This is a genomic window from Acinetobacter junii CIP 64.5 (assembly GCF_000368765.1).
Taxonomy (GTDB): domain Bacteria; phylum Pseudomonadota; class Gammaproteobacteria; order Pseudomonadales; family Moraxellaceae; genus Acinetobacter; species Acinetobacter junii.
This window is the reverse complement of the sequence record NZ_KB849655.1, coordinates 1027467-1047178: the sequence shown is the minus strand read 5'-3', so window position 1 is coordinate 1047178 and position 19712 is coordinate 1027467. Positions and strand designations below refer to the sequence as shown.

Annotated in this window: 16 protein-coding genes and 2 pseudogenes; 12 read left to right on the top strand and 6 right to left on the bottom strand. The window is 38.5% G+C overall.

From position 1 onward, the window contains the following. Positions 1-78: 78 nt before the first annotated feature. A pseudogene (locus F948_RS10585) lies at positions 79-576 on the bottom strand (thiopurine S-methyltransferase); the annotation flags it as partial. Positions 577-641: 65 nt separating this feature from the next. On the opposite strand from F948_RS10585, the gene F948_RS10580 reads away from it, so the two are divergent. Further along, entirely contained in the window at positions 642-1388 is a 747-nt protein-coding gene (locus F948_RS10580) for an IS5 family transposase (protein ID WP_004960399.1), read from the top strand. A 33-nt stretch (positions 1389-1421) separates the two neighbouring features. Here F948_RS10580 and F948_RS10575 read toward each other — a convergent pair. The 3 genes and pseudogenes from F948_RS10575 to trhO form a co-directional block, all read right to left on the bottom strand. Beyond that, positions 1422-1571: pseudogene (locus F948_RS10575) on the bottom strand (hypothetical protein); the annotation flags it as partial. Positions 1572-1606: 35 nt separating this feature from the next. Beyond that, on the bottom strand, positions 1607-2227 hold the full coding sequence (locus tag F948_RS10570) for a DedA family protein (RefSeq protein ID WP_004963601.1): 621 nt from the start codon (positions 2225-2227) through the stop codon (positions 1607-1609). 133 nt (positions 2228-2360) lie between these two features. Next, complete coding sequence (gene trhO / locus F948_RS10565) at positions 2361-3293, bottom strand: oxygen-dependent tRNA uridine(34) hydroxylase TrhO (protein ID WP_004908383.1); 933 nt, start codon at positions 3291-3293, stop codon at positions 2361-2363. 110 nt (positions 3294-3403) lie between these two features. Here trhO and F948_RS10560 point away from each other — a divergent pair, with 110 nt between their 5' ends. After that, the gene (locus F948_RS10560; RefSeq protein WP_005402199.1) at positions 3404-3895 is read left to right on the top strand and encodes a DUF1289 domain-containing protein; all 492 of its coding nucleotides are present in this window, start codon (positions 3404-3406) and stop codon (positions 3893-3895) included. Here the strand turns inward: F948_RS10560 and F948_RS10555 are convergent. Next, on the bottom strand, positions 3892-4542 hold the full coding sequence (locus F948_RS10555; protein WP_017397468.1) for a DUF2306 domain-containing protein: 651 nt from the start codon (positions 4540-4542) through the stop codon (positions 3892-3894). The genes F948_RS10560 and F948_RS10555 overlap by 4 nt on opposite strands. 71 nt (positions 4543-4613) lie before the next feature. Here F948_RS10555 and F948_RS10550 point away from each other — a divergent pair, with 71 nt between their 5' ends. Continuing rightward, on the top strand, positions 4614-5279 hold the full coding sequence (locus F948_RS10550; protein WP_004963594.1) for a YARHG domain-containing protein: 666 nt from the start codon (positions 4614-4616) through the stop codon (positions 5277-5279). Positions 5280-5356: 77 nt separating this feature from the next. On the opposite strand, the gene gltA is transcribed toward F948_RS10550, so the two are convergent. Continuing rightward, a complete protein-coding gene (gene gltA, locus F948_RS10545) occupies positions 5357-6631 on the bottom strand; it encodes a citrate synthase (protein WP_004908368.1) in 1275 nt (424 codons plus the stop codon). A 900-nt stretch (positions 6632-7531) separates the two neighbouring features. On the opposite strand from gltA, the gene sdhC reads away from it, so the two are divergent. From sdhC to sucD, 9 genes are all read left to right on the top strand, one after another. Beyond that, entirely contained in the window at positions 7532-7933 is a 402-nt protein-coding gene (sdhC, locus tag F948_RS10540) for a succinate dehydrogenase, cytochrome b556 subunit (protein WP_005402201.1), read from the top strand. Beyond that, on the top strand, positions 7933-8298 hold the full coding sequence (gene sdhD, locus F948_RS10535) for a succinate dehydrogenase, hydrophobic membrane anchor protein (RefSeq protein ID WP_004908359.1): 366 nt from the start codon (positions 7933-7935) through the stop codon (positions 8296-8298). The genes sdhC and sdhD overlap by 1 nt, the downstream gene beginning before the upstream one ends. Positions 8299-8307: 9 nt before the next feature. Beyond that, complete coding sequence (sdhA, locus tag F948_RS10530; protein ID WP_026057405.1) at positions 8308-10203, top strand: succinate dehydrogenase flavoprotein subunit; 1896 nt, start codon at positions 8308-8310, stop codon at positions 10201-10203. A 14-nt stretch (positions 10204-10217) separates the two neighbouring features. Next, the gene (locus F948_RS10525) at positions 10218-10928 is read left to right on the top strand and encodes a succinate dehydrogenase iron-sulfur subunit (protein ID WP_004908354.1); all 711 of its coding nucleotides are present in this window, start codon (positions 10218-10220) and stop codon (positions 10926-10928) included. A 711-nt stretch (positions 10929-11639) separates the two neighbouring features. Then, complete coding sequence (locus tag F948_RS10515; protein ID WP_004908351.1) at positions 11640-14480, top strand: 2-oxoglutarate dehydrogenase E1 component; 2841 nt, start codon at positions 11640-11642, stop codon at positions 14478-14480. Beyond that, on the top strand, positions 14480-15670 hold the full coding sequence (gene odhB, locus F948_RS10510; protein WP_004963584.1) for a 2-oxoglutarate dehydrogenase complex dihydrolipoyllysine-residue succinyltransferase: 1191 nt from the start codon (positions 14480-14482) through the stop codon (positions 15668-15670). The genes F948_RS10515 and odhB overlap by 1 nt, the downstream gene beginning before the upstream one ends. Before the next feature lie 96 nt (positions 15671-15766). After that, positions 15767-17200, top strand: coding sequence for a dihydrolipoyl dehydrogenase (gene lpdA, locus F948_RS10505; RefSeq protein WP_004963581.1), 1434 nt, complete (start codon positions 15767-15769; stop codon positions 17198-17200). Between the two features lie 137 nt (positions 17201-17337). Next, a complete protein-coding gene (gene sucC, locus F948_RS10500; RefSeq protein WP_004963578.1) occupies positions 17338-18504 on the top strand; it encodes an ADP-forming succinate--CoA ligase subunit beta in 1167 nt (388 codons plus the stop codon). 14 nt (positions 18505-18518) lie between these two features. Continuing rightward, positions 18519-19409 carry a succinate--CoA ligase subunit alpha gene (gene sucD, locus F948_RS10495; protein WP_004908342.1) on the top strand — a complete coding sequence of 297 codons (891 nt, stop codon included), beginning with the start codon at positions 18519-18521 and terminating at the stop codon, positions 19407-19409. Positions 19410-19712: the final 303 nt, after the last annotated feature.

The following is a 19712-nucleotide window of genomic DNA, read 5'->3' as shown; positions in this document are numbered from 1 at the left end:
ATAACTTGAACGTGAATTATAAATAATAAGTAATTAAAACCACAGCTTTTACTGTGGTTTTAATAAGTTGATATGTATTTAGTAAGGCTTTAATAGCCAAATCTTTTCTTCAGCATCAACCTTTCCTTTGAGTAATTCTGTTTGACTATCAAGTAATTGCAGTTGGTACTGCTTGGAATAATAGTCTTTAAGCTGTTGAGGGGAAATAGAGAAAGGAGGACCCGCCATCACGCTTTGATCATATTCAAAACTAATGAGTAATTGAGTTGCCTGATTGCTAATTTGCATCAAATGTTGTGCATAATCGGTTCGCATTTCTTCAGGTAAAGCGACTAAAGCAGCTCGATCATAAATCGCATCAATTTTACCAATATTGCTTGAAGTCAATTCAAAAAAATCACCAACAAATAGATCAATTTGAGGATGGTGATAATGAGTTAATTTTTCCAGTTTTCTTTCAGTAAATGGAATAGCAAGTTCGGCCATTAATTCTTCGATTGCAATCGGACTAAGATCAATTCCAATCAGATGATAACCTTGTGCTAACAACCAATGGATATCTAGGGTGTGTTGACACTTTTAGCTTAAAAAAATAGCGAAGTAGTAAAATCAAATCGCCAAACCTAATTTTACTATTCGCTATGCCTCGTACCATGCTGACAGATCAACACTGGCAAAAGTTGAAAACTATTTTGCGTAATTTATCTATTCATCACAACTCAAATTTACGTAATTTTATTGAAGCTATTCTCTATAGAATTAGAACAGGCTGTCCGTGGCGAGATATTCCTTCCTATTTCGGTCAATCAAACTCTATTTTCAAACGTTTTAATCGTTGGTCAAGCAGCGGTAAGTTGCTTAGATTATTCAAATTATTAGCATCATGCCCCGATATGGAGTGGATTTTTATTGATGGCTCTCACGTACGTGCTCATCAACATTCTGCCGGTATAGCGAATCAATCCATTTCTAAAAGTGTAGGAGGAAACTCCTCAAAAATACATTTGATTGTTGATTCACATGGCAATCCTATTGATTTCATGATTACCGATGGCACTACACATGACATCAAAGTTGCATCTGATTTAATAGCAACATTAGATTTAAAAGAGACAGAAGTGGTATGCGCAGATAAAGGCTATGATTCAGAACCACTGCGTGAGCAGATCAGAAAAACAGGAACAAAAGCGAATATACCAAAGAAAATAAATAGCCAATCGAACAATGATCATATGGATTGGTATTTATATAAAATCAGGCATTTAGTTGAAAATATGTTTTGTAGATTAAAACAATTTAGAGGGATAGCTACTCGATATGACAAGCTCAAAAGAAATTATCAAAGTGCTGTTGCCTTAGCCTGTATATTTTTATGGCTACCTTTATAGGTTTAATTATGAACAGTAAATGTCAACAGACCCTAAGCTTTTCCCACACAATGGAAGGAAAATACGATTGTTTTTCTCTAGATTCAAGGAGTCAATATATTTAACTAATAGTGAATGAGGTTGATTGAGATGAAACCCAATTTCATTTTTTTGCCATTTATCATGCCAAAATTCATGTTTCATAATTTGTCTCAGATAAAAATAATTGAAAATAACTCTCAGTGTTTATCCTTATTATTTTTTTTGAACCTTCTTGCAATAATCCAAATGATATACAGTAAAGCTAGAGCTAAAATAATATAACCGACACGTTGCATAATCAGCGTCATCAAAGCTTGATTTTCGCTAAAGTGATAACCTAAGTAGGCTAAAAAAGTAGTCCATATAATCGTTCCTAAGGCACTGTAGGTCATAAATTTACCAAAAGGCATTTTACTCATACCCGCGGGAATACTTATGAGAGAGCGTACAGCTGGAATCATACGACCAAAGAAAACAATCTTGTGTCCATGTTTGTTAAACCAAGTTAATGCTTTTTCAAGATCACTTACCTTTATTCTTAGAAATTTTCCATAATGCTCAATAAAGATGAATAATCGTTGCTCAGGAATTTTTCGACCAATCCAATATAGCACCATCGCAGCAAGTAAAGATCCTGTACTGCCCGCAATAATGACACCAATTAAAGTCAAATCACCTTTAGAGGCTGTATAACCAGCAGAGGGCATAATAATTTCAGATGGTATTGGTGGAAAAATATTGTCTAAAAACATTAAGAATGCAATACCCAAATATCCCAGCTTTTCCATCACAGATAAGACCCAGTCTTCTAGTCCCATAGTACCTTGCTACGTATTTTCATTGATTAGAGGATAGTGATGCTTCTTTCTTAAGCACACAATATATGAATGGTTATTATTTTCTCGTATAAAAAAGCCGTAGAAAACTACGGCTTTTGAGCATAACAATAAATTATAGGCGTTTGCGTTTTGCTGCTGCAATTTGTGATTGGCGCATGCGGAAACCTTCTTTTTGTTTTTCTGTAGTTTTATCAATACAGAAAACACAAGAAACTCCATGTTCATAGCTAGGTAATTCAGCTTCTTCTTTAGTAAGAGGCCAACCACATGCATGACATTTAATATTTTCGCCTTCTTCAACACCATGTGTTACTGCTGTGCGGCCATCAAATACGAAACATTCGCCTTCCCATAAACTTTCTTCTGCTGGGGTTTCTTCTAGATATTTAAGAATACCGCCTTTAAGGTGATATACCTCATTAAATCCTTCTTGTAAAAGTAATGATGTTGATTTTTCACAACGAATACCACCTGTACAGAACATGGCGATTTTCTTATCTTTGTGTTGTTCTAAGTTTTGCTTTACGTATTCAGGGAACTCACGGAAAGTTTCAGTTTTAGGATCAATTGCACCCTTAAACGTGCCTGCTTTATATTCATAGTCATTACGTGTGTCGATTAAAATTACATCATCACGGCTAATTAACTCATTCCACTCTTTAGGGTCGAGGTAATGACCGACTAGATCACGGGGTTTAACTTCTACACCTAAAGTTACGATCTCTTTTTTGAGTTTAATTTTCATTTTGCGGAATGGTTTATCAGAGCTAAAAGACTCTTTATATTCCATTTCGTTGAAACCTTCGTTCAGCAAAAATTGATGTACAGTATCAATTGCTGTGCGATCACCAGCGACAGTACCGTTGATTCCTTCTGGTGCAACAATCAGAGTTCCACATAAATTGATGCTATTCACTAGTGTTAAAAGACGCTGTTGCAGATCCGCTGCATCTGAAACTTCTTTAAATTGATATAGTGCCGCAACAACCCAATTATTGGTCGCTTGCTGTTCTACAGGTGCAAGCTGTTCTACAGTAGCGTTCATGGATAACTCCAAATGTATTAAGATAGGAAAATCAAGGCGCGTATTTTAGCGTGAAATTTGAAAATAAGCGAGAAAACCATAAAATTGATATGGTTTTAGAGGAATGTGTTTTGAGTAATGATCGTCGAATCCCATCATTGACCCCATGTGCAGGGCGTTGTTCAACGGTATTTGGTGATTTGGTGTGCCGAGGATGTCGCCGTTTTAATCATGAAGTAATTCATTGGAATACATATACACCAGAACAGCGACTTACAGTTTGGCAACGTTTAGATGCACAACTTGATCAAATTCTTGTGCCTTTGTTACCTCATGCAAATATACAACAGGTAGAGGATTTTATTCATAATAAACGGATTCGAGTATTAGATACGGCAACGAAAGGTCGTAAGCTTTATCATGCATTAAAGATATGCGAAAAAAATAAGTACTTAGCGCAGGAAAGTGGTCTTGGGATTGTGGATACACAAGTGAAGCCTGTATGGGATGAATTCGAGAGAAGAGTATTGGCTTTAGCTAAAGCGAGTTATGAACTGGCTTGGCTTCGTGCCGATGGGATTAGTTCGAATTTGTTACGGACATTAGAAGAAGATGAAATCTAAATTCTTTTGTGGTTGATATAGTAAATAATAATTTCTGCGATCAATAAATTAATTGTCCAGCCTAGCCATGCTTCTAGTTGATATATATGGATTGGTGTTAGCCAGTCAATGTAAGGTTGTAGTTCGTATAACACGAGTTTCCATGTTCTTAAACTCAAGGCAGATAAAGCTAAAGCAAAACTTCTTATCATCCAGTCACGATGTCGAAACCATTGTTTCCTAATCGCAAAATATAGCGCAATTAAAGTGCTGATTCCCCAAAGAAGTCCTAGCAAAATAAAACACAATTGGGTACTGAAGCCGCCATTGGCATACACCGCCAATATCAAACCGCTTGGTAGTGCAAAACCTAGAGTTGAAACAATATAAATCCAACCTGCATAACGATGAACAAGACTAAATTTTTTACGAATATATTGTGAAAATTGAGTAAAGCCAGCTAAAAGAACAAAACTGCTCGTTAAGACATGAATTTGGAAGGCGATGCGCCAAGGCTGAGTCAGGACTACATCTTGTTTTAGGACTAAAAAATTGGATTGATTTGACCAAGGAAAATATTGAATACAAATTTCTACCATCAATATAAATAAGTAAAAGAAAATGAATGTGGTTATAAGTCGAGTAAGGGGATTTAGAGTTTTCCACATATCATTGATCATTGTTATCATGATTGACTAAGAATAAATGCAATAACTTTATATTTGATGAGCTTAGAAATATGAATAAATTAGTTAAGTTTTTAACTTTTACAGCTGCTTTAACATGTTGTACCTTGAGTTTTGCTCAAACCCCACAGCTCGCCTTATCTTGGACAGGATTGTATAACGATGGACAAAAAATTTCTTTGTTCTTTCAACAGAAAGGAGATCAACTCACAGGGTATAGTTTGTTAAATGGTAAGCAAACTAAATTTAAGGGAAGTCTTCAAAAAAGTGGCTCAGTTTATAAAGCAACTTTGAATGAATTAGGGCAAGGTGCTACCTTTGGTCAGTTCATTTTAGATTATAAAAATAATGTTACAGAGATCGATGCACAATGGTTACCCAGTAGCAAAACAGTTAAACCAAAGTTTTTTAACTTGAAAGCACAGCAGTGTAACTATGCAAAAGATGAAGGTAACTATCCAGAAGCATCTCGTAAATTATTAAAAGATGCAGATCTACAAGTTGCTTTAGGTGAGTTGCAATATATGCGTAATGAAATCTATGCACGTCATGGGTATGCATTCCAGAATAAAAGTTGGGCTGCTACATTTGCTGATTATGATTGGTACATGCCGTGTTTTACCAATGTGGATTCACGTTTAACTCAAATTGAAAAAGAGAATGTGAAGCGTATCAAAATGGTAGAACCTTATGCGAAAGACGTAGAGTGGGGACGTTAATTTATTTTATAAATTAAGTATCTAATAAAAAAAGCTGCCATCAGGCAGCTTTTTTAACATTAAGATTCTGTTGAAAATTAACGTTTGATATCGCGTTGAGTCGAGCCAGTATAAAGCTGACGCGGACGACCGATTTTGTAAGGACCGCTGTGCATTTCTAACCAGTGGCTGATCCAACCAACAGTACGTGCAAGAGCGAAAATTACAGTAAACATTTCTGTTGGGATACCAATCGCTTTTAAGATGATACCTGAGTAGAAGTCTACGTTCGGGTAAAGCTTACGCTCTACGAAGTACGGGTCGTTCAATGCAATACGCTCAAGTTCCATAGCAAGCTGCAATTGTGGATCGTTGATGCCTAATGCTTCAAGAACTTCGTCACAAGTTTGCTTCATTACTTTAGCGCGAGGGTCAAAGTTTTTATAAACGCGGTGACCGAAGCCCATAAGCTTCACTTCTTTACGTTTTACTTTTTCCATGAATTCAGCAACGTTTTCAACGCTACCAATTTCATCTAACATTTTAAGTACAGCTTCGTTTGCACCACCGTGAGCAGGTCCCCAAAGTGCAGAGATACCAGCAGAGATACATGCATAAGGGTTTGCACCAGTAGAACCTGCAAGACGAACTGTAGAAGTCGATGCATTTTGTTCGTGGTCAGCATGAAGCGTGAAAATACGGTCCATTGCGCGCGCAAGAACAGGATTTACTTTGTAGTCACGATCAGCAGGCGTAGCAAACATCATGTGTAAGAAGTTTTCTGCGTAGCTTAAATCATTACGAGGGTAAATGAATGGTTGACCTACAGTGTACTTGTAGCTCCACGCTGCAAGCGTAGGGATTTTCGCGATTAAACGAATTGCAGTGATTTCACGATGGTTAACATCTTCGATGTCTAAACCGTTGTGATAGAACGCAGATAAAGCACCAACTACACCAACCATGATCGCCATAGGGTGAGCATCACGACGGAAACCATTGAAGAAACGGCTTACTTGGTCGTGAACCATAGTGTGGTTACGTACTTTTGCGTCAAATTCAGTTTTTTGTTCAGCATTTGGAAGCTCGCCATTTAATAATAAATAACAAGTTTCTAAGTAGTCTGCTTGAGTCGCTAATTGATCAATTGGATAACCACGGTGTAATAAAACACCTTTGTCACCGTCAATGAATGTGATCTTAGATTCGCAAGCCGCTGTCGCCATAAAACCAGGATCGAAAGTAAAGTGACCTGATGCTAATACATCTTTAACGTCAATTACATCTGGGCCCAATGTGCCGCTGTAAATTGGTAATTCAATTTCTTTGCCATCAAGCTGTAATACGGCTTTTTTGCCAGTTGCTGCAGACATTCAATAGATCTCCTGTCCTGGTGAATGATTATCTGACTCGAAATCCTAATCTTGTCATGTGCGAATCAGACGGTGTCAAAATTTGCTATAAGATTAGTGGCTACTAAAATTTTGTCAATTATACTTAGGGATAAAAAATGACGTTATCACAGTCAATTAGTCATTCAGTATCAACGGGAAAATTGAGTAAAATCACAGCACCGGTCGAGTATAATATGTCAAATCATGTTTTAGGTGCAGAAAAAAAATGAAGCATCAGTACAATTGTAAGTAAATTTTTAACACTTTTTGATTTATAGATTCCTAAAATTTTTTGAAATAAAATGCCAAAACCCTATATTTCTCATGCCTTAGATTTAAATTATCATTAAAAAAAATGTTGATTGAAAAATAAAGGAATTTTTATTTGTTCTATTACGGTGCGATCAACTGATTAAAAAATGACTAATTTTTTACTAAAATCATCTTTGCTTGATAGATTATCGCTTAGTTATATTTAATATTAAAATGAGGGGTATTATTTCTGAGTATATAAATAATCGATCCAAATATATGACTTTAGTATGATGCTTTAATAATTTCTTAATGATTTTGAAGGAATATATTCGAAATTTAAAAATAAAAATAATAAATTGCATTTGATGTAATGTTTTTAAAAATCAATATGATATGTAATTTTTGTATGGTAGGTCCATTGATTTTTCTTGCTTATTCTTGTGAATGATTCTTATTTAAGGCTTTTTTCGACTAAAGAGAAAGCTGATTGTTTGTATTTTGATATTTCACGTTTTATAATTCGTTGTCGTTATATAGGTTAGGCATGTGCTGTGCTTGCCTGACAATGCCAGCTTTCCTTTGAATTAATTCAAACAAACTCCAGTTGGAGTTTCTACCTACAGGATGCCCGCTGTGAAAAGCAACAGACCTGTCAATTTGTCCATGGGTCAGGTGTTAGCGGTAAATTTACGCTCACCCGTGGCTATTGCATCAATTCTACACCGTCTATCTGGTGTAATCGTTTTCTTATTAGTCGCTGTTCTTTTGTGGATTTTGGATAAATCTCTATCTTCACCAGAAGGATTTGACTACGTAAAAAATGTCGTTTTCGGAAATATCTTAGTACGTTTCATCGTATGGGTATTTGTAGCAGGCTTAATCTTCCATTTTATTGCAGGTATCAAACATCTACTTGCTGACCTTGGTTTTGCTGAGGAATTACAAAGTGGTCGTATTGCAGCTACAGTTTCGTTGATCTTATCTGTGATCGGTATTGTCGCAGCTTTTGTATGGATTATGTTCTAATGAAAAGTGCTACAGGTTTAACGGGTTCAGGTTCTCGCGATTGGTATATCCAACGTGTATCAGCTGTAGTTTTAGCTGCTTATACTGTCGTTATGTTTGGCTGGATCCTATGCAATAGTGGATTCGGTTATGAGCAATGGGCTGGCTTTATGCTAACGCTTCCAATGAAAATTTTCTCATTGTTAGCTGTGTTATCGCTTGTTGCGCACGCTTGGATTGGTATGTGGCAAGTCTTTACAGATTATGTAACGACACGTCAAATGGGTCCTTCGGCTTCAGGTTTACGCCTTGTGTTAACTTCTGCTGTCATTATTTCAGTGTTCGTATACGCAATCTGGGGTATCCAGATTTTCTGGGCAAATTGATAGGAAGAGATCATGGCAACTACCCCTAAAGAAAATTATTCAAATATTCAAACACTATCATTCGATTCAGTTATCGTTGGTGGTGGTGGTTCTGGTATGCGTGCTGCTTACCAACTTGCTCAAGCAGGTTTGAAAGTTGCTGTATTAACCAAAGTATTCCCAACACGTTCGCATACAGTTGCTGCTCAAGGTGGTATTGGTGCATCGTTAGGAAATATGCAAGAAGATAACTGGCATTATCATTTCTACGACACAGTAAAAGGTTCTGACTGGTTAGGCGACCAAGATGCGATTGAGTTTATGACTCGTGAAGCACCGAAAGTTGTTTATGAGTTAGAGCATTTAGGTATGCCGTTTGACCGTAACGAAGATGGTACGATTTATCAGCGTCCATTTGGTGGTCACTCTGCAAACTACGGTGAAAAAGCAGTTCCACGTGCTTGTGCTGCAGCTGACCGTACTGGTCATGCACTACTACACACGTTGTATCAAAGCAACGTAAAAATGGGTACTCAATTCTTTGTTGAATGGATTGCATTAGATCTAATTCGTAACGAAGAAGGTGATGTACTTGGTGTAACTGCAATTGATCAAGAAACAGGTAACATCGCAGTATTCCAAGCAAAAGCAACATTATTTGCTACAGGTGGTGCTGGCCGTGTTTACCGTGCATCTACCAACGCCTACATCAATACTGGTGATGGTTTGGGTATGGCTGCTCGTGCGGGTATTCCATTACAAGATATGGAATTCTGGCAATTCCACCCAACGGGTGTTGCGGGCGCTGGTGTATTGTTAACTGAGGGTTGTCGTGGTGAGGGTGGTATCCTTCGCAACAAAGACGGCGAACCATTCATGGAACGTTATGCACCGACTTTAAAAGACTTGGCTCCACGTGATTTCGTATCTCGTTCTATGGATCAGGAAATTAAAGAAGGTCGTGGTTGTGGTCCAAAAGGTGATTATATCCTATTAGATATGACACACTTGGGTGCTGATACAATCATGAAGCGTTTACCATCAGTATTTGAGATTGGTAAGAAATTCGCGAACGTTGACTGTACTAAAGAGCCAATTCCTGTAGTACCAACAATCCATTATCAAATGGGTGGTATTCCAACGAATATCCATGGTCAAGTTGTTGTACCTCATGGTGTTGAAGAGGGTGAATTCTCTGCTCACTATGATAAAGATACAAAACAATATACATATAAAGGCACACGTGATTATGTGAAACCAGTTAAAGGTTTCTATGCAATCGGTGAGTGCTCATGTGTATCTGTTCATGGCGCAAACCGTTTAGGTACTAACTCGTTGCTTGACCTTGTTGTATTTGGTAAAGCTGCTGGTGAACACATTATTGATTATGTGACTAAACACCATGGTGATGATTATGCTCCATTACCAAACGATGTGTTAGAAAACACATTGGCACGTGTACGTAAGTTGGATGAATCTACATCTGGCGAAAATGCGCAAGAAGTTGCTGATGTAATTCGTGACATCGTTCAAGATCATGCTGGTGTATTCCGTACACAAGCATTACTTGATAAAGGTGTTAAAGAAATTCTTGCGATCGAATCACGTGTTCGTAACATTCATTTGAAAGACAAATCTAAAGTATTCAATACTGCACGTATTGAAGCATTAGAAGTTGAAAACTTGTATGAAGTTGCTAAAGCAACCTTGATTTCTGCTGCTGCACGTAAAGAATGTCGTGGTGCGCATACCGTTGTTGATTATGAATTAGCGCCAGATCATCCGACTTACTCTTATGGTCGTCGTGATGATGAGTGGATGAAACATACGTTATGGTATTCTTCAGACAATCGTCTTGAATATAAACCAGTACGTTTCAATCCATTAACGGTTGAAGCTATTGAACCTAAACCACGTACATTCTAATCGGGAGAACAAAGATGAGTAGAGGTACTCGTACATTCGAAATCTACCGCTATGATCCTGATAAGGATAAAGCGCCTTACATGCAAACTTTTAAGTTAGAGTTAACTGACAAGCACCGTATGTTGCTTGACGCGTTACTTGCATTAAAAGTTCAGGATGAAACATTAACATTCCGCCGTTCATGCCGTGAAGGTATTTGTGGTTCTGATGGTGTGAACATTAATGGTAAAAATGGTTTGGCATGTTTGTGGAACTTGAATGACCTGCCTGAAAAAATTGTAATTCGTCCTTTACCTGGTTTACCAGTTGTAAAAGACTTGGTTGTAGATATGAATCAATTCTACGATCAATACAATAAAATTCAGCCATTCTTGATCAACAATCAGCCAGCTCCTGCGAAAGAGCGTTTGCAATCTCAAGCAGATCGTGAACATCTTGATGGTTTGTATGAATGTATTCTATGTGCATGTTGTTCAACTTCATGCCCATCGTTCTGGTGGAACCCTGACAAGTTCTTGGGACCATCTGCATTGTTAAATGCTTATCGTTTTATTATCGATTCGCGTGATACTGCTACTCAAGAGCGTTTGGCGCGTTTGGATGACCCATTCTCATTATTCCGTTGTAAAGGAATCATGAACTGTGTGTCTGTATGTCCAAAAGGGTTAAACCCAACTAAGGCAATTGGCCACATTCGTAATATGCTATTGGATCAAGCTGGTTAATTCGGTTTTCCTGTAGAAGAAACGGAAGTTTTGAAAAAAGCTTCCGTTTTTTTATTTGCGTCATAAAAGTATGTTTTGTGCTACAAGGATGCTGGTATGCTTATTACTTATGTAGATAAAAAGAATTAGAAAAGTTGATCAATTGCTTTGCGTTGATTCGTTTTTGAGCACTGTGCTTAGAGTTTGTGCGAGATTTGTAGAAAATCTTTAACTTTGGTCGATAAGAGTGCAACTTTTTTTGAAAGGGCGCTATATTAGATTATAATTTGATGTGTGTATTTCGCTGATTTATGGATGGTATGTGTCAAAAAAATCAATCCAAGCTTGATAACATGTTAGGATTTCTGCCAACGACTGAAAGCAAAAAAATTAGGATATTCCTTAAGTTATACAGGAGATATTCACAAAAGATTTATGCAGATTATTCAGTCAAAGTCAATTTAGAAAAGTTAAAAATTTAGTTAATTTTTCTAAAATGATTTGCAAAAAATTGCTCGATGTCGTCGAGTATAAGAATGAGTTGCGCGCCTTGTTTATGGGTGCGTGACTGATTTGTTACATCAAAAGGAATACTCCTGATGTGTAGTGATAATGTCCTAAGGTTGGATGATCTTGGGTAGTAGTGTCTTGTTACCAATTCGATACTATGAATCATGGGTCTGCTTAAAAGGCAGCCTGTATTATTTTTTGCAATAGGAAATGGGTCCAAAAATGCAAGAAGTTGCTGACGCACTGCGTCTTGACACTGAACTTTCCGCTGATAGTGCAGCGTATATTGAAGAGCTTTACGAACAGTATCTAACATCTCCAACCTCAGTGTCAGAGGATTGGCGTGAATATTTCGACAAATATCCTAAAGGGGATCAACCACACGGTAGTGTGCGTGAACAATTCCTGCTTTTGGGTCGTAATTCAAGCCGAATTCAACCTGTAGTTCAAAGTGCTGTGAGCACAGAGCATGAGCGTCGTCAAATTGGTGTACTTCAACTCATTGCTGCTTATCGTAACCGTGGTCATCAAAAAGCTAAACTCGATCCATTAGGTCTTGCGAAACGTGAAGACGTTCCTGACCTCGATTTATCTGCACATGGTTTAACAAAATCTGATCTTGATACTGTATTCAATACAGGTAATCTCGCGATTGGTAAAGCAGAAGCTACATTGTCGGAAATGATTGAGGCAATGGAAGCAATTTACTGTACCTCAATCGGTGCAGAATACATGCATATCGTCGACACTAAAGAAAAACGTTGGATTCAGCAGCGTTTGGAAGGTGCTCGTGGGAAATTTAATTTCTCAGCTGATCAGAAAAAAGGCTTTTTAGAGCGTTTGACTGCGGCAGAAGGCTTAGAAAAGTATTTAGGTACAAAATTCGTAGGTGCAAAGCGTTTTGGTGTGGAAGGCGGTGAGTCTTTTATTCCAATGATGAATGAGATCATTCAGCGTGCAGGTAGTGTTGGTTGTAAAGAAGTTGTGATTGGTATGCCACACCGTGGTCGTCTCAACGTTTTAGTCAACATTATGGGTAAAAACCCAGCCGACTTATTTGGTGAGTTTGAAGGGAAGAGCCTACACAAAAAAGGTTCTGGTGATGTTAAGTATCACCAAGGTTTCTCTTCAAATGTGATGACGCCTGGTGGTGAGGTTCACTTAGCATTAGCATTTAACCCATCGCACTTAGAAATTGTTGGACCAGTAGTCGAAGGTTCGGTACGTGCTCGTCAAGTACGTCGTAAAGATATTGGTGGTGACGATGTTCTTCCTGTGATTGTTCACGGTGATGCGGCATTTGCAGGTCAAGGTGTTAACCAAGAAACCTTCCAAATGTCACAAACACGTGGTTATACAGTCGGTGGTACAGTTCATATCGTTATTAATAACCAAGTTGGTTTCACGACTTCAGATCCGCGCGATACACGTTCTACAGAATACTGTACTGACGTAGCAAAAATGATTCAGTCACCAATTTTCCATGTGAATGGTGATGATCCTGAAGCTGTAATTTTTGCAACACAACTTGCACATGATTTCCGTCATGAATTCCGCAAAGACGTTGTGATTGATTTGTTCTGTTACCGTCGTCGTGGTCATAACGAAGCAGATGAACCATCTGCAACTCAACCGTTGATGTATCAAGTGATTAATAAAAAAGCGACTACACGTACGCTTTATGCTGATCAATTGGTTCAAGAGAAAGTCCTTGATCGTGCAAGCGCTGATCAAATGGTTGAAGGTTATCGTTCTGATTTAGAAGCGGGCAACCATGTTGCTAATGCATTAGTACGTGAACCAAACAAAAAAATGTTTGTGGATTGGACACCATATCTAGGTCATGAATATACAGATGTTTGGGATACGAGCTTTAACATTGATCGCTTAAAAGAACTTGGCAAAACAATGAATACATTACCTGAAGGTTTTGTATTACAACGCCAAGTACAAAAAGTTATTGATGACCGCATCAAAATGCAAACAGGTGAAATGCCACTGAACTGGGGTGCTGCTGAAACATTGGCATATGCATCTTTGCTGGACGATGGCTTCCTAGTACGTATTACGGGTGAAGACGTTGGGCGTGGTACATTCTCTCACCGCCATGCAAAACTACATAACCAAGTTGATGGTTCTGTTTACATCCCGTTGTGTCACATTAAAGAAAATCAGCCACGTGTTGCGGTGTATGACTCTTTATTATCAGAAGAAGCTGTGCTTGCTTTTGAATATGGTTATGCAACCACTCTACCGAAGAGCTTGATCGTTTGGGAAGCACAATTTGGTGACTTTGCAAACTGTGCGCAAGTCGTGATTGACCAATTCATTGCTTCTGGTGAAACCAAGTGGGAGCGCGTTTGTGGTTTAACGATGTTGTTACCACATGGTTATGAAGGTCAGGGTCCTGAGCATTCATCTGCACGTTTAGAGCGTTTCTTACAATTGTGTGCTGAAGACAATATGCAAGTATTGACTCCTACAACACCAGCACAGATTTTCCATGCTTTACGTCGTCAAGCGGTTCGTCCTATTCGTAAGCCAATGATTGTGATGTCACCAAAGTCATTGCTACGTCATAAATTAGCGACTTCAACTTTAGATGAATTAGCAAATGGTTCATTCCAAACAGTGATTGATGAAGTCGATCAAATTAACAAAGCTGACGTTACTCGTTTAGTTCTTTGTGGTGGTAAGGTTTATTACGATTTACTCGAAAAACGTCGTGAGCTTGGTTTAAACCATATCGCGATTGTTCGTATTGAACAGTTATATCCATATCCAGAACAGCGTTTAGCTGAAGTTATGGCTCAATATCCAAACATTCAAGAACTTGTTTGGGCGCAAGAAGAACCTAAAAACCAAGGCGCTTGGTTATTTATCGTTCCTCGTTTGTATGAAGACGTTCTTAAATCAGGTAAACAAATTCGTATTAGCTATGCTGGACGTGAAGCATCTGCCGCACCTGCTTGTGGCTCACCGTACTTGCATGCAAAACAACAAGCTCAGCTCGTCAATGACGCACTTGCAATTGAAGCTGAACAATCAGGAGATTCTAAATAATGGCAACCGAAATTAAAGCACCGGTATTCCCAGAGTCAGTTGCTGACGGTACGATCGCAACTTGGCATAAAAAAGTAGGTGAACCTGTATCACGTGATGAAGTGATCTGTGACATTGAAACCGATAAAGTTGTTTTAGAAGTGGTTGCTCCAGCTGATGGTAGCTTAGTTGCGATCATCAAAGGTGAAGGCGATACAGTTCTTTCTGATGAAGTAATTGCTCAATTTGAAGCTGGTGCTGTTTCTGCGGCTGCTCCTGAAGCTGCTGCACCAGTTGCAGCGGCTCCTGTGGCATCTGCCCCAGCTGCGGCTGCATCAACTCAAGCTGTTGATCAAAACCAAGCCCCTGCTGTTCGTAAAGCATTATCTGAAACAGGTATCAATGCTGCTGACGTACAAGGTACTGGTCGTGGTGGTCGTATCACTAAAGAAGACGTTGCAAATCATAAACCAGCTGCTTCAGTTCAGCCGTTAAGCGTTGCTGTAGGTGAACGTATCGAGAAACGTGTTCCAATGACACGTTTACGTAAGCGTGTTGCTGAGCGTTTATTGGCGGCTACCCAACAAACTGCAATGTTAACAACATTCAATGAAGTTAACATGAAGCCGATCATGGAAATGCGTAAGCAATATAAAGATGCTTTCGAAAAACGCCATGGTGCTCGTTTAGGTTTCATGTCTTTCTTTGTTAAAGCAGCAACAGAAGCTTTAAAACGCTATCCAGCTGTAAATGCGTCGATTGATGGTGATGATATTGTTTATCACGGTTTCTATGACATCGGTGTAGCAGTTTCTTCTGATCGTGGCTTAGTTGTGCCAATCCTTCGTGATACTGATCGTATGAACTATGCTGAAGTAGAAGGTGGTATTGCTGCATATGCTGCTAAAGCACGTGAAGGTAAATTATCGATCGAAGAGATGACTGGCGGTACATTCACTATTACTAATGGTGGTACTTTCGGTTCATTACTTTCAACACCTATTTTAAACCAGCCACAAACAGCGATTCTTGGTATGCATAAAATCCAAGAACGTCCTATGGCGGTAAATGGACAAGTTGAAATCTTGCCAATGATGTATTTAGCGCTTTCATATGACCACCGTCTAATTGATGGTAAAGAAGCAGTAGGTTTCTTAGTAACAATTAAAGAATTGTTAGAAGAGCCGGCTAAACTTATTCTTGACCTATAACTTATTATTTAAAAATCATCCCTAACTTTTCTTTAATTAAGAAAGTTCAGTCCCCTTAATCAAAAGGGGATTTAGGGAGATTGATTGGAGATAAAAATGTCTCAACAGTTTGATCTTGTTGTTATTGGCGGTGGACCTGGCGGTTATGAAGCAGCAATCCGTGCTGCACAACTAGGTTTTAAAGTTGCATGTATCGAAAAACGTATTCATAACGGTAAACCATCTTTGGGTGGTACGTGTTTAAACGTTGGTTGTATCCCTTCTAAAGCATTGCTTGACTCTTCTCATCGTTACGAAGCAACAGTTCATGAACTTGCTGAACACGGTATCACGACTGGTGAAGTTAAATTTGATTTAGATACTTTGTTAGCTCGCAAAGACAAAGTTGTTGATCAATTGACTGGTGGTGTTGCTCAATTACTTAAAGGTAATGGTATCGAGTGGTTACAAGGTACTGGTAAATTACTTGCTGGTAAAAAAGTTGAATTCACGCCATTTGAAGGTGAAGTACAAGTTTTAGAACCTAAGTATGTCATCCTTGCGACTGGTTCTGTACCTGTAAATATCCCTGTAGCTCCTGTTGATGAAGATTTGATTGTTGACTCAACTGGTGCTTTGAAATTCCCAGAAGTTCCAAAACGTCTTGGTGTTATCGGTGCAGGTGTTATCGGTTTAGAGTTAGGCTCGGTATGGCGTCGTCTTGGTTCGGAAGTTGTTGTATTTGAAGCATTAGATACTTTCCTGCCAATGGCTGATAAAGCACTTTCTAAAGAATTTCAAAAAATCTTGAAGAAACAAGGTTTAGATATTCGTATTGGTGCAAAAGTTTCTGGTACAGAAGTTAATGGTCGTGAAGTGACTGTTAAATATAACCAAGCTGGCGAAGATAAAGAGCAAGTATTTGACAAATTAATCGTTTGTGTAGGTCGTAAAGCTTATGCAGAAGGTCTATTGGCAGAAGATTCAGGCATTAAACTCACTGAACGTGGTTTAGTTGATGTAAATGATCAGTGCCAAACATCTGTTGAAGGCGTTTATGCGATCGGTGACTTAGTTCGTGGTCCAATGCTTGCTCATAAAGCAATGGAAGAAGGTGTGATGGCTGTTGAGCGTATCCATGGTCATGCTGCTCAAGTAAATTATGACACTATTATTAGTGTTATTTACACGCATCCTGAAGCTGCTTGGGTTGGTTTAACTGAAGAACAAGCTGCTGAAAAAGGTCACGAAGTTAAAGCCGGTCAATTCCCGTTTGCGGTTAATGGTCGTGCATTAGCTGCTGGTGATACAGCTGGTTTTGTTAAATTTGTTGCTGACGCAAAAACAGATCGTCTTTTGGGTATGCACGTTGTCGGTCCTAATGCATCAGACATCGTTCATCAGGGTATGATCGCACTTGAGTTTGTTTCTTCTGTTGAAGATCTACAGTTGATGACTTTTGGTCATCCAACGTTCTCTGAAGTTGTACATGAAGCTGCACTTTCAGTTGATGGTCGTGCAATCCACGCGATTCAACGTAAGCGCAAATAAAAACAAAAAGTGTGGTTCGCCACACTTTTTTGAATGAAGACGATTGGTTTATAAGACAGTCGTCGTCTCATAATGTAGTGTCCTAGTGTTAAGAATATCTAGGTCGCGTCACAATAAACAACGTAGTAGGTAATTAAATGAACTTACATGAGTATCAAGCTAAAGCGTTATTAAAAAAATATGGCATGCCAGTACAAGAAGGTATTTTGGCAACAAATGCAGATGAAGCAGTAGCTGCGTTTGAACAGCTTGGTGGTAAATTCGCGGTAATGAAAGCGCAAGTACATGCTGGTGGTCGTGGTAAGGCTGGTGGCGTAAAAGTTGCAAAATCAAAAGAAGATGTTATCGAATTTGCTAACAATATTATTGGTACTCGTCTTGTAACGTATCAAACAGATGCAAATGGTCAGCCTGTTAACAGCATTATTGTTGCAGAAGATGTCTATCCAGTTGAGCGTGAGCTTTACTTAGGCGCGGTTGTAGATCGTTCTAGCCGTCGTATTACTTTCATGGCTTCTACCGAAGGTGGTGTAGAAATCGAGAAAGTTGCTGAAGAAACACCTGAAAAAATTATTAAAGTTGAAGTTGATCCATTAGTAGGTTTACAACCATTCCAAGCACGTGAAGTTGCATTTGCTCTTGGTTTGAAAGATAAACAAATCGGTCAATTTGTTAAAATTATGTCTGCTGCTTACCAAGCATTTGTAGAAAATGATTTTGCTTTATTTGAAATTAACCCACTTTCAGTTCGTGAAAATGGCGAAATTTTATGTGTAGACGCGAAAGTAGGTATTGACTCTAACGCGCTTTATCGTTTGCCAAAAGTTGCAGCTTTGCGTGATAAATCTCAAGAAAATGAGCGTGAATTAAAAGCATCTGAATTTGACCTTAACTATGTTGCTTTAGAAGGTAACATCGGTTGTATGGTGAATGGTGCTGGTCTTGCAATGGCAACGATGGACATCATCAAGCTTTATGGTGGTCAGCCTGCTAACTTCCTAGATGTTGGTGGCGGTGCGACTAAAGAGCGTGTAATCGAAGCATTCAAAATTATTCTTGCTGATACTTCTGTACAAGGTGTTTTAATCAACATCTTTGGTGGTATCGTTCGTTGTGACATGATTGCTGAAGCAATTATTGCAGCAGTTCAAGAAGTAAACGTAACTGTACCAGTTGTTGTTCGCTTAGAAGGTAACAATGCTGAGCTAGGTGCGAAATTGCTTGATGAATCTGGTTTGAAATTAATTTCTGCAAACGGTTTATCTGATGCTGCAGAAAAAATTGTTGCTGCAGTTAAAGCGTAAGGGGAGTATCAATCATGAGCGTATTAATTAATAAAGACACTAAAGTATTGGTACAAGGTTTTACTGGTAAAAACGGTACTTTCCACTCTGCACAAGCTTTAGACTACGGTACAAAAGTTGTTGGTGGTGTTACGCCAGGTAAAGGTGGAACAACACACCTTGACCTTCCTGTATTCAATACAATGAAAGATGCTGTACGTGAGACTGGTGCTGATGCATCTGTTATTTATGTTCCAGCTCCATTTGTATTAGATTCTATCGTTGAAGCGGTTGATTCAGGCGTTGGTCTTATTGTTGTGATCACTGAAGGTGTTCCAACAATCGATATGCTTAAAGCAAAACGCTATTTAGAAACTAACGGTAATGGTACTCGTTTAGTTGGTCCTAACTGCCCAGGCGTGATCACTCCAGGTGAATGTAAGATCGGTATTATGCCTGGTCACATCCACCAACCTGGTCGTATTGGTATTATCTCACGTTCAGGTACATTGACTTATGAAGCGGTTGCTCAAACAACTAAGCTTGGTTTAGGCCAATCTACTTGTATCGGTATCGGTGGTGACCCAATCCCTGGTATGAACCAAATCGATGCATTGAAATTATTTCAAGACGATCCTGATACTGATGCAATCATCATGATTGGTGAGATTGGTGGTACTGCAGAAGAAGAAGCTGCTGAATTCATTCAATCGAATGTAACCAAGCCAGTTGTTGGTTACATCGCTGGTGTAACTGCGCCTAAAGGTAAACGTATGGGTCATGCTGGTGCGATTATCTCTGGTGGTAAAGGTACAGCAGAAGAGAAATTTGCTGCATTCGAAAAAGCAGGTATGGCTTACACTCGTAGCCCAGCTGAACTTGGCTCAACAATGATGCAAGTGCTGAAAGAGAAAGGTTTAGCGTAATACGTTAGATTTATTTATCTTGAAAAAACCCAATGGTGACATTGGGTTTTTTTTATAAGTGCAATATTGTGACAAAATACGTGCAAGATGCCGAAAAAACATATAAATAAATTTGATGGATATAATTAACTGATTGTAATAGATGAAAATATAACTTTTTATATTATGTTTAGGTTTTATTTTTTTTGAAAAAGCTTAATTAAAATATTAAAAATGAGTTTTAAATATTATCTATTTTAATTTATACAGAACGATCTTTATTATACAGGTCGTTCTTTCTTTTTAAGTTTTATTTAATATAAT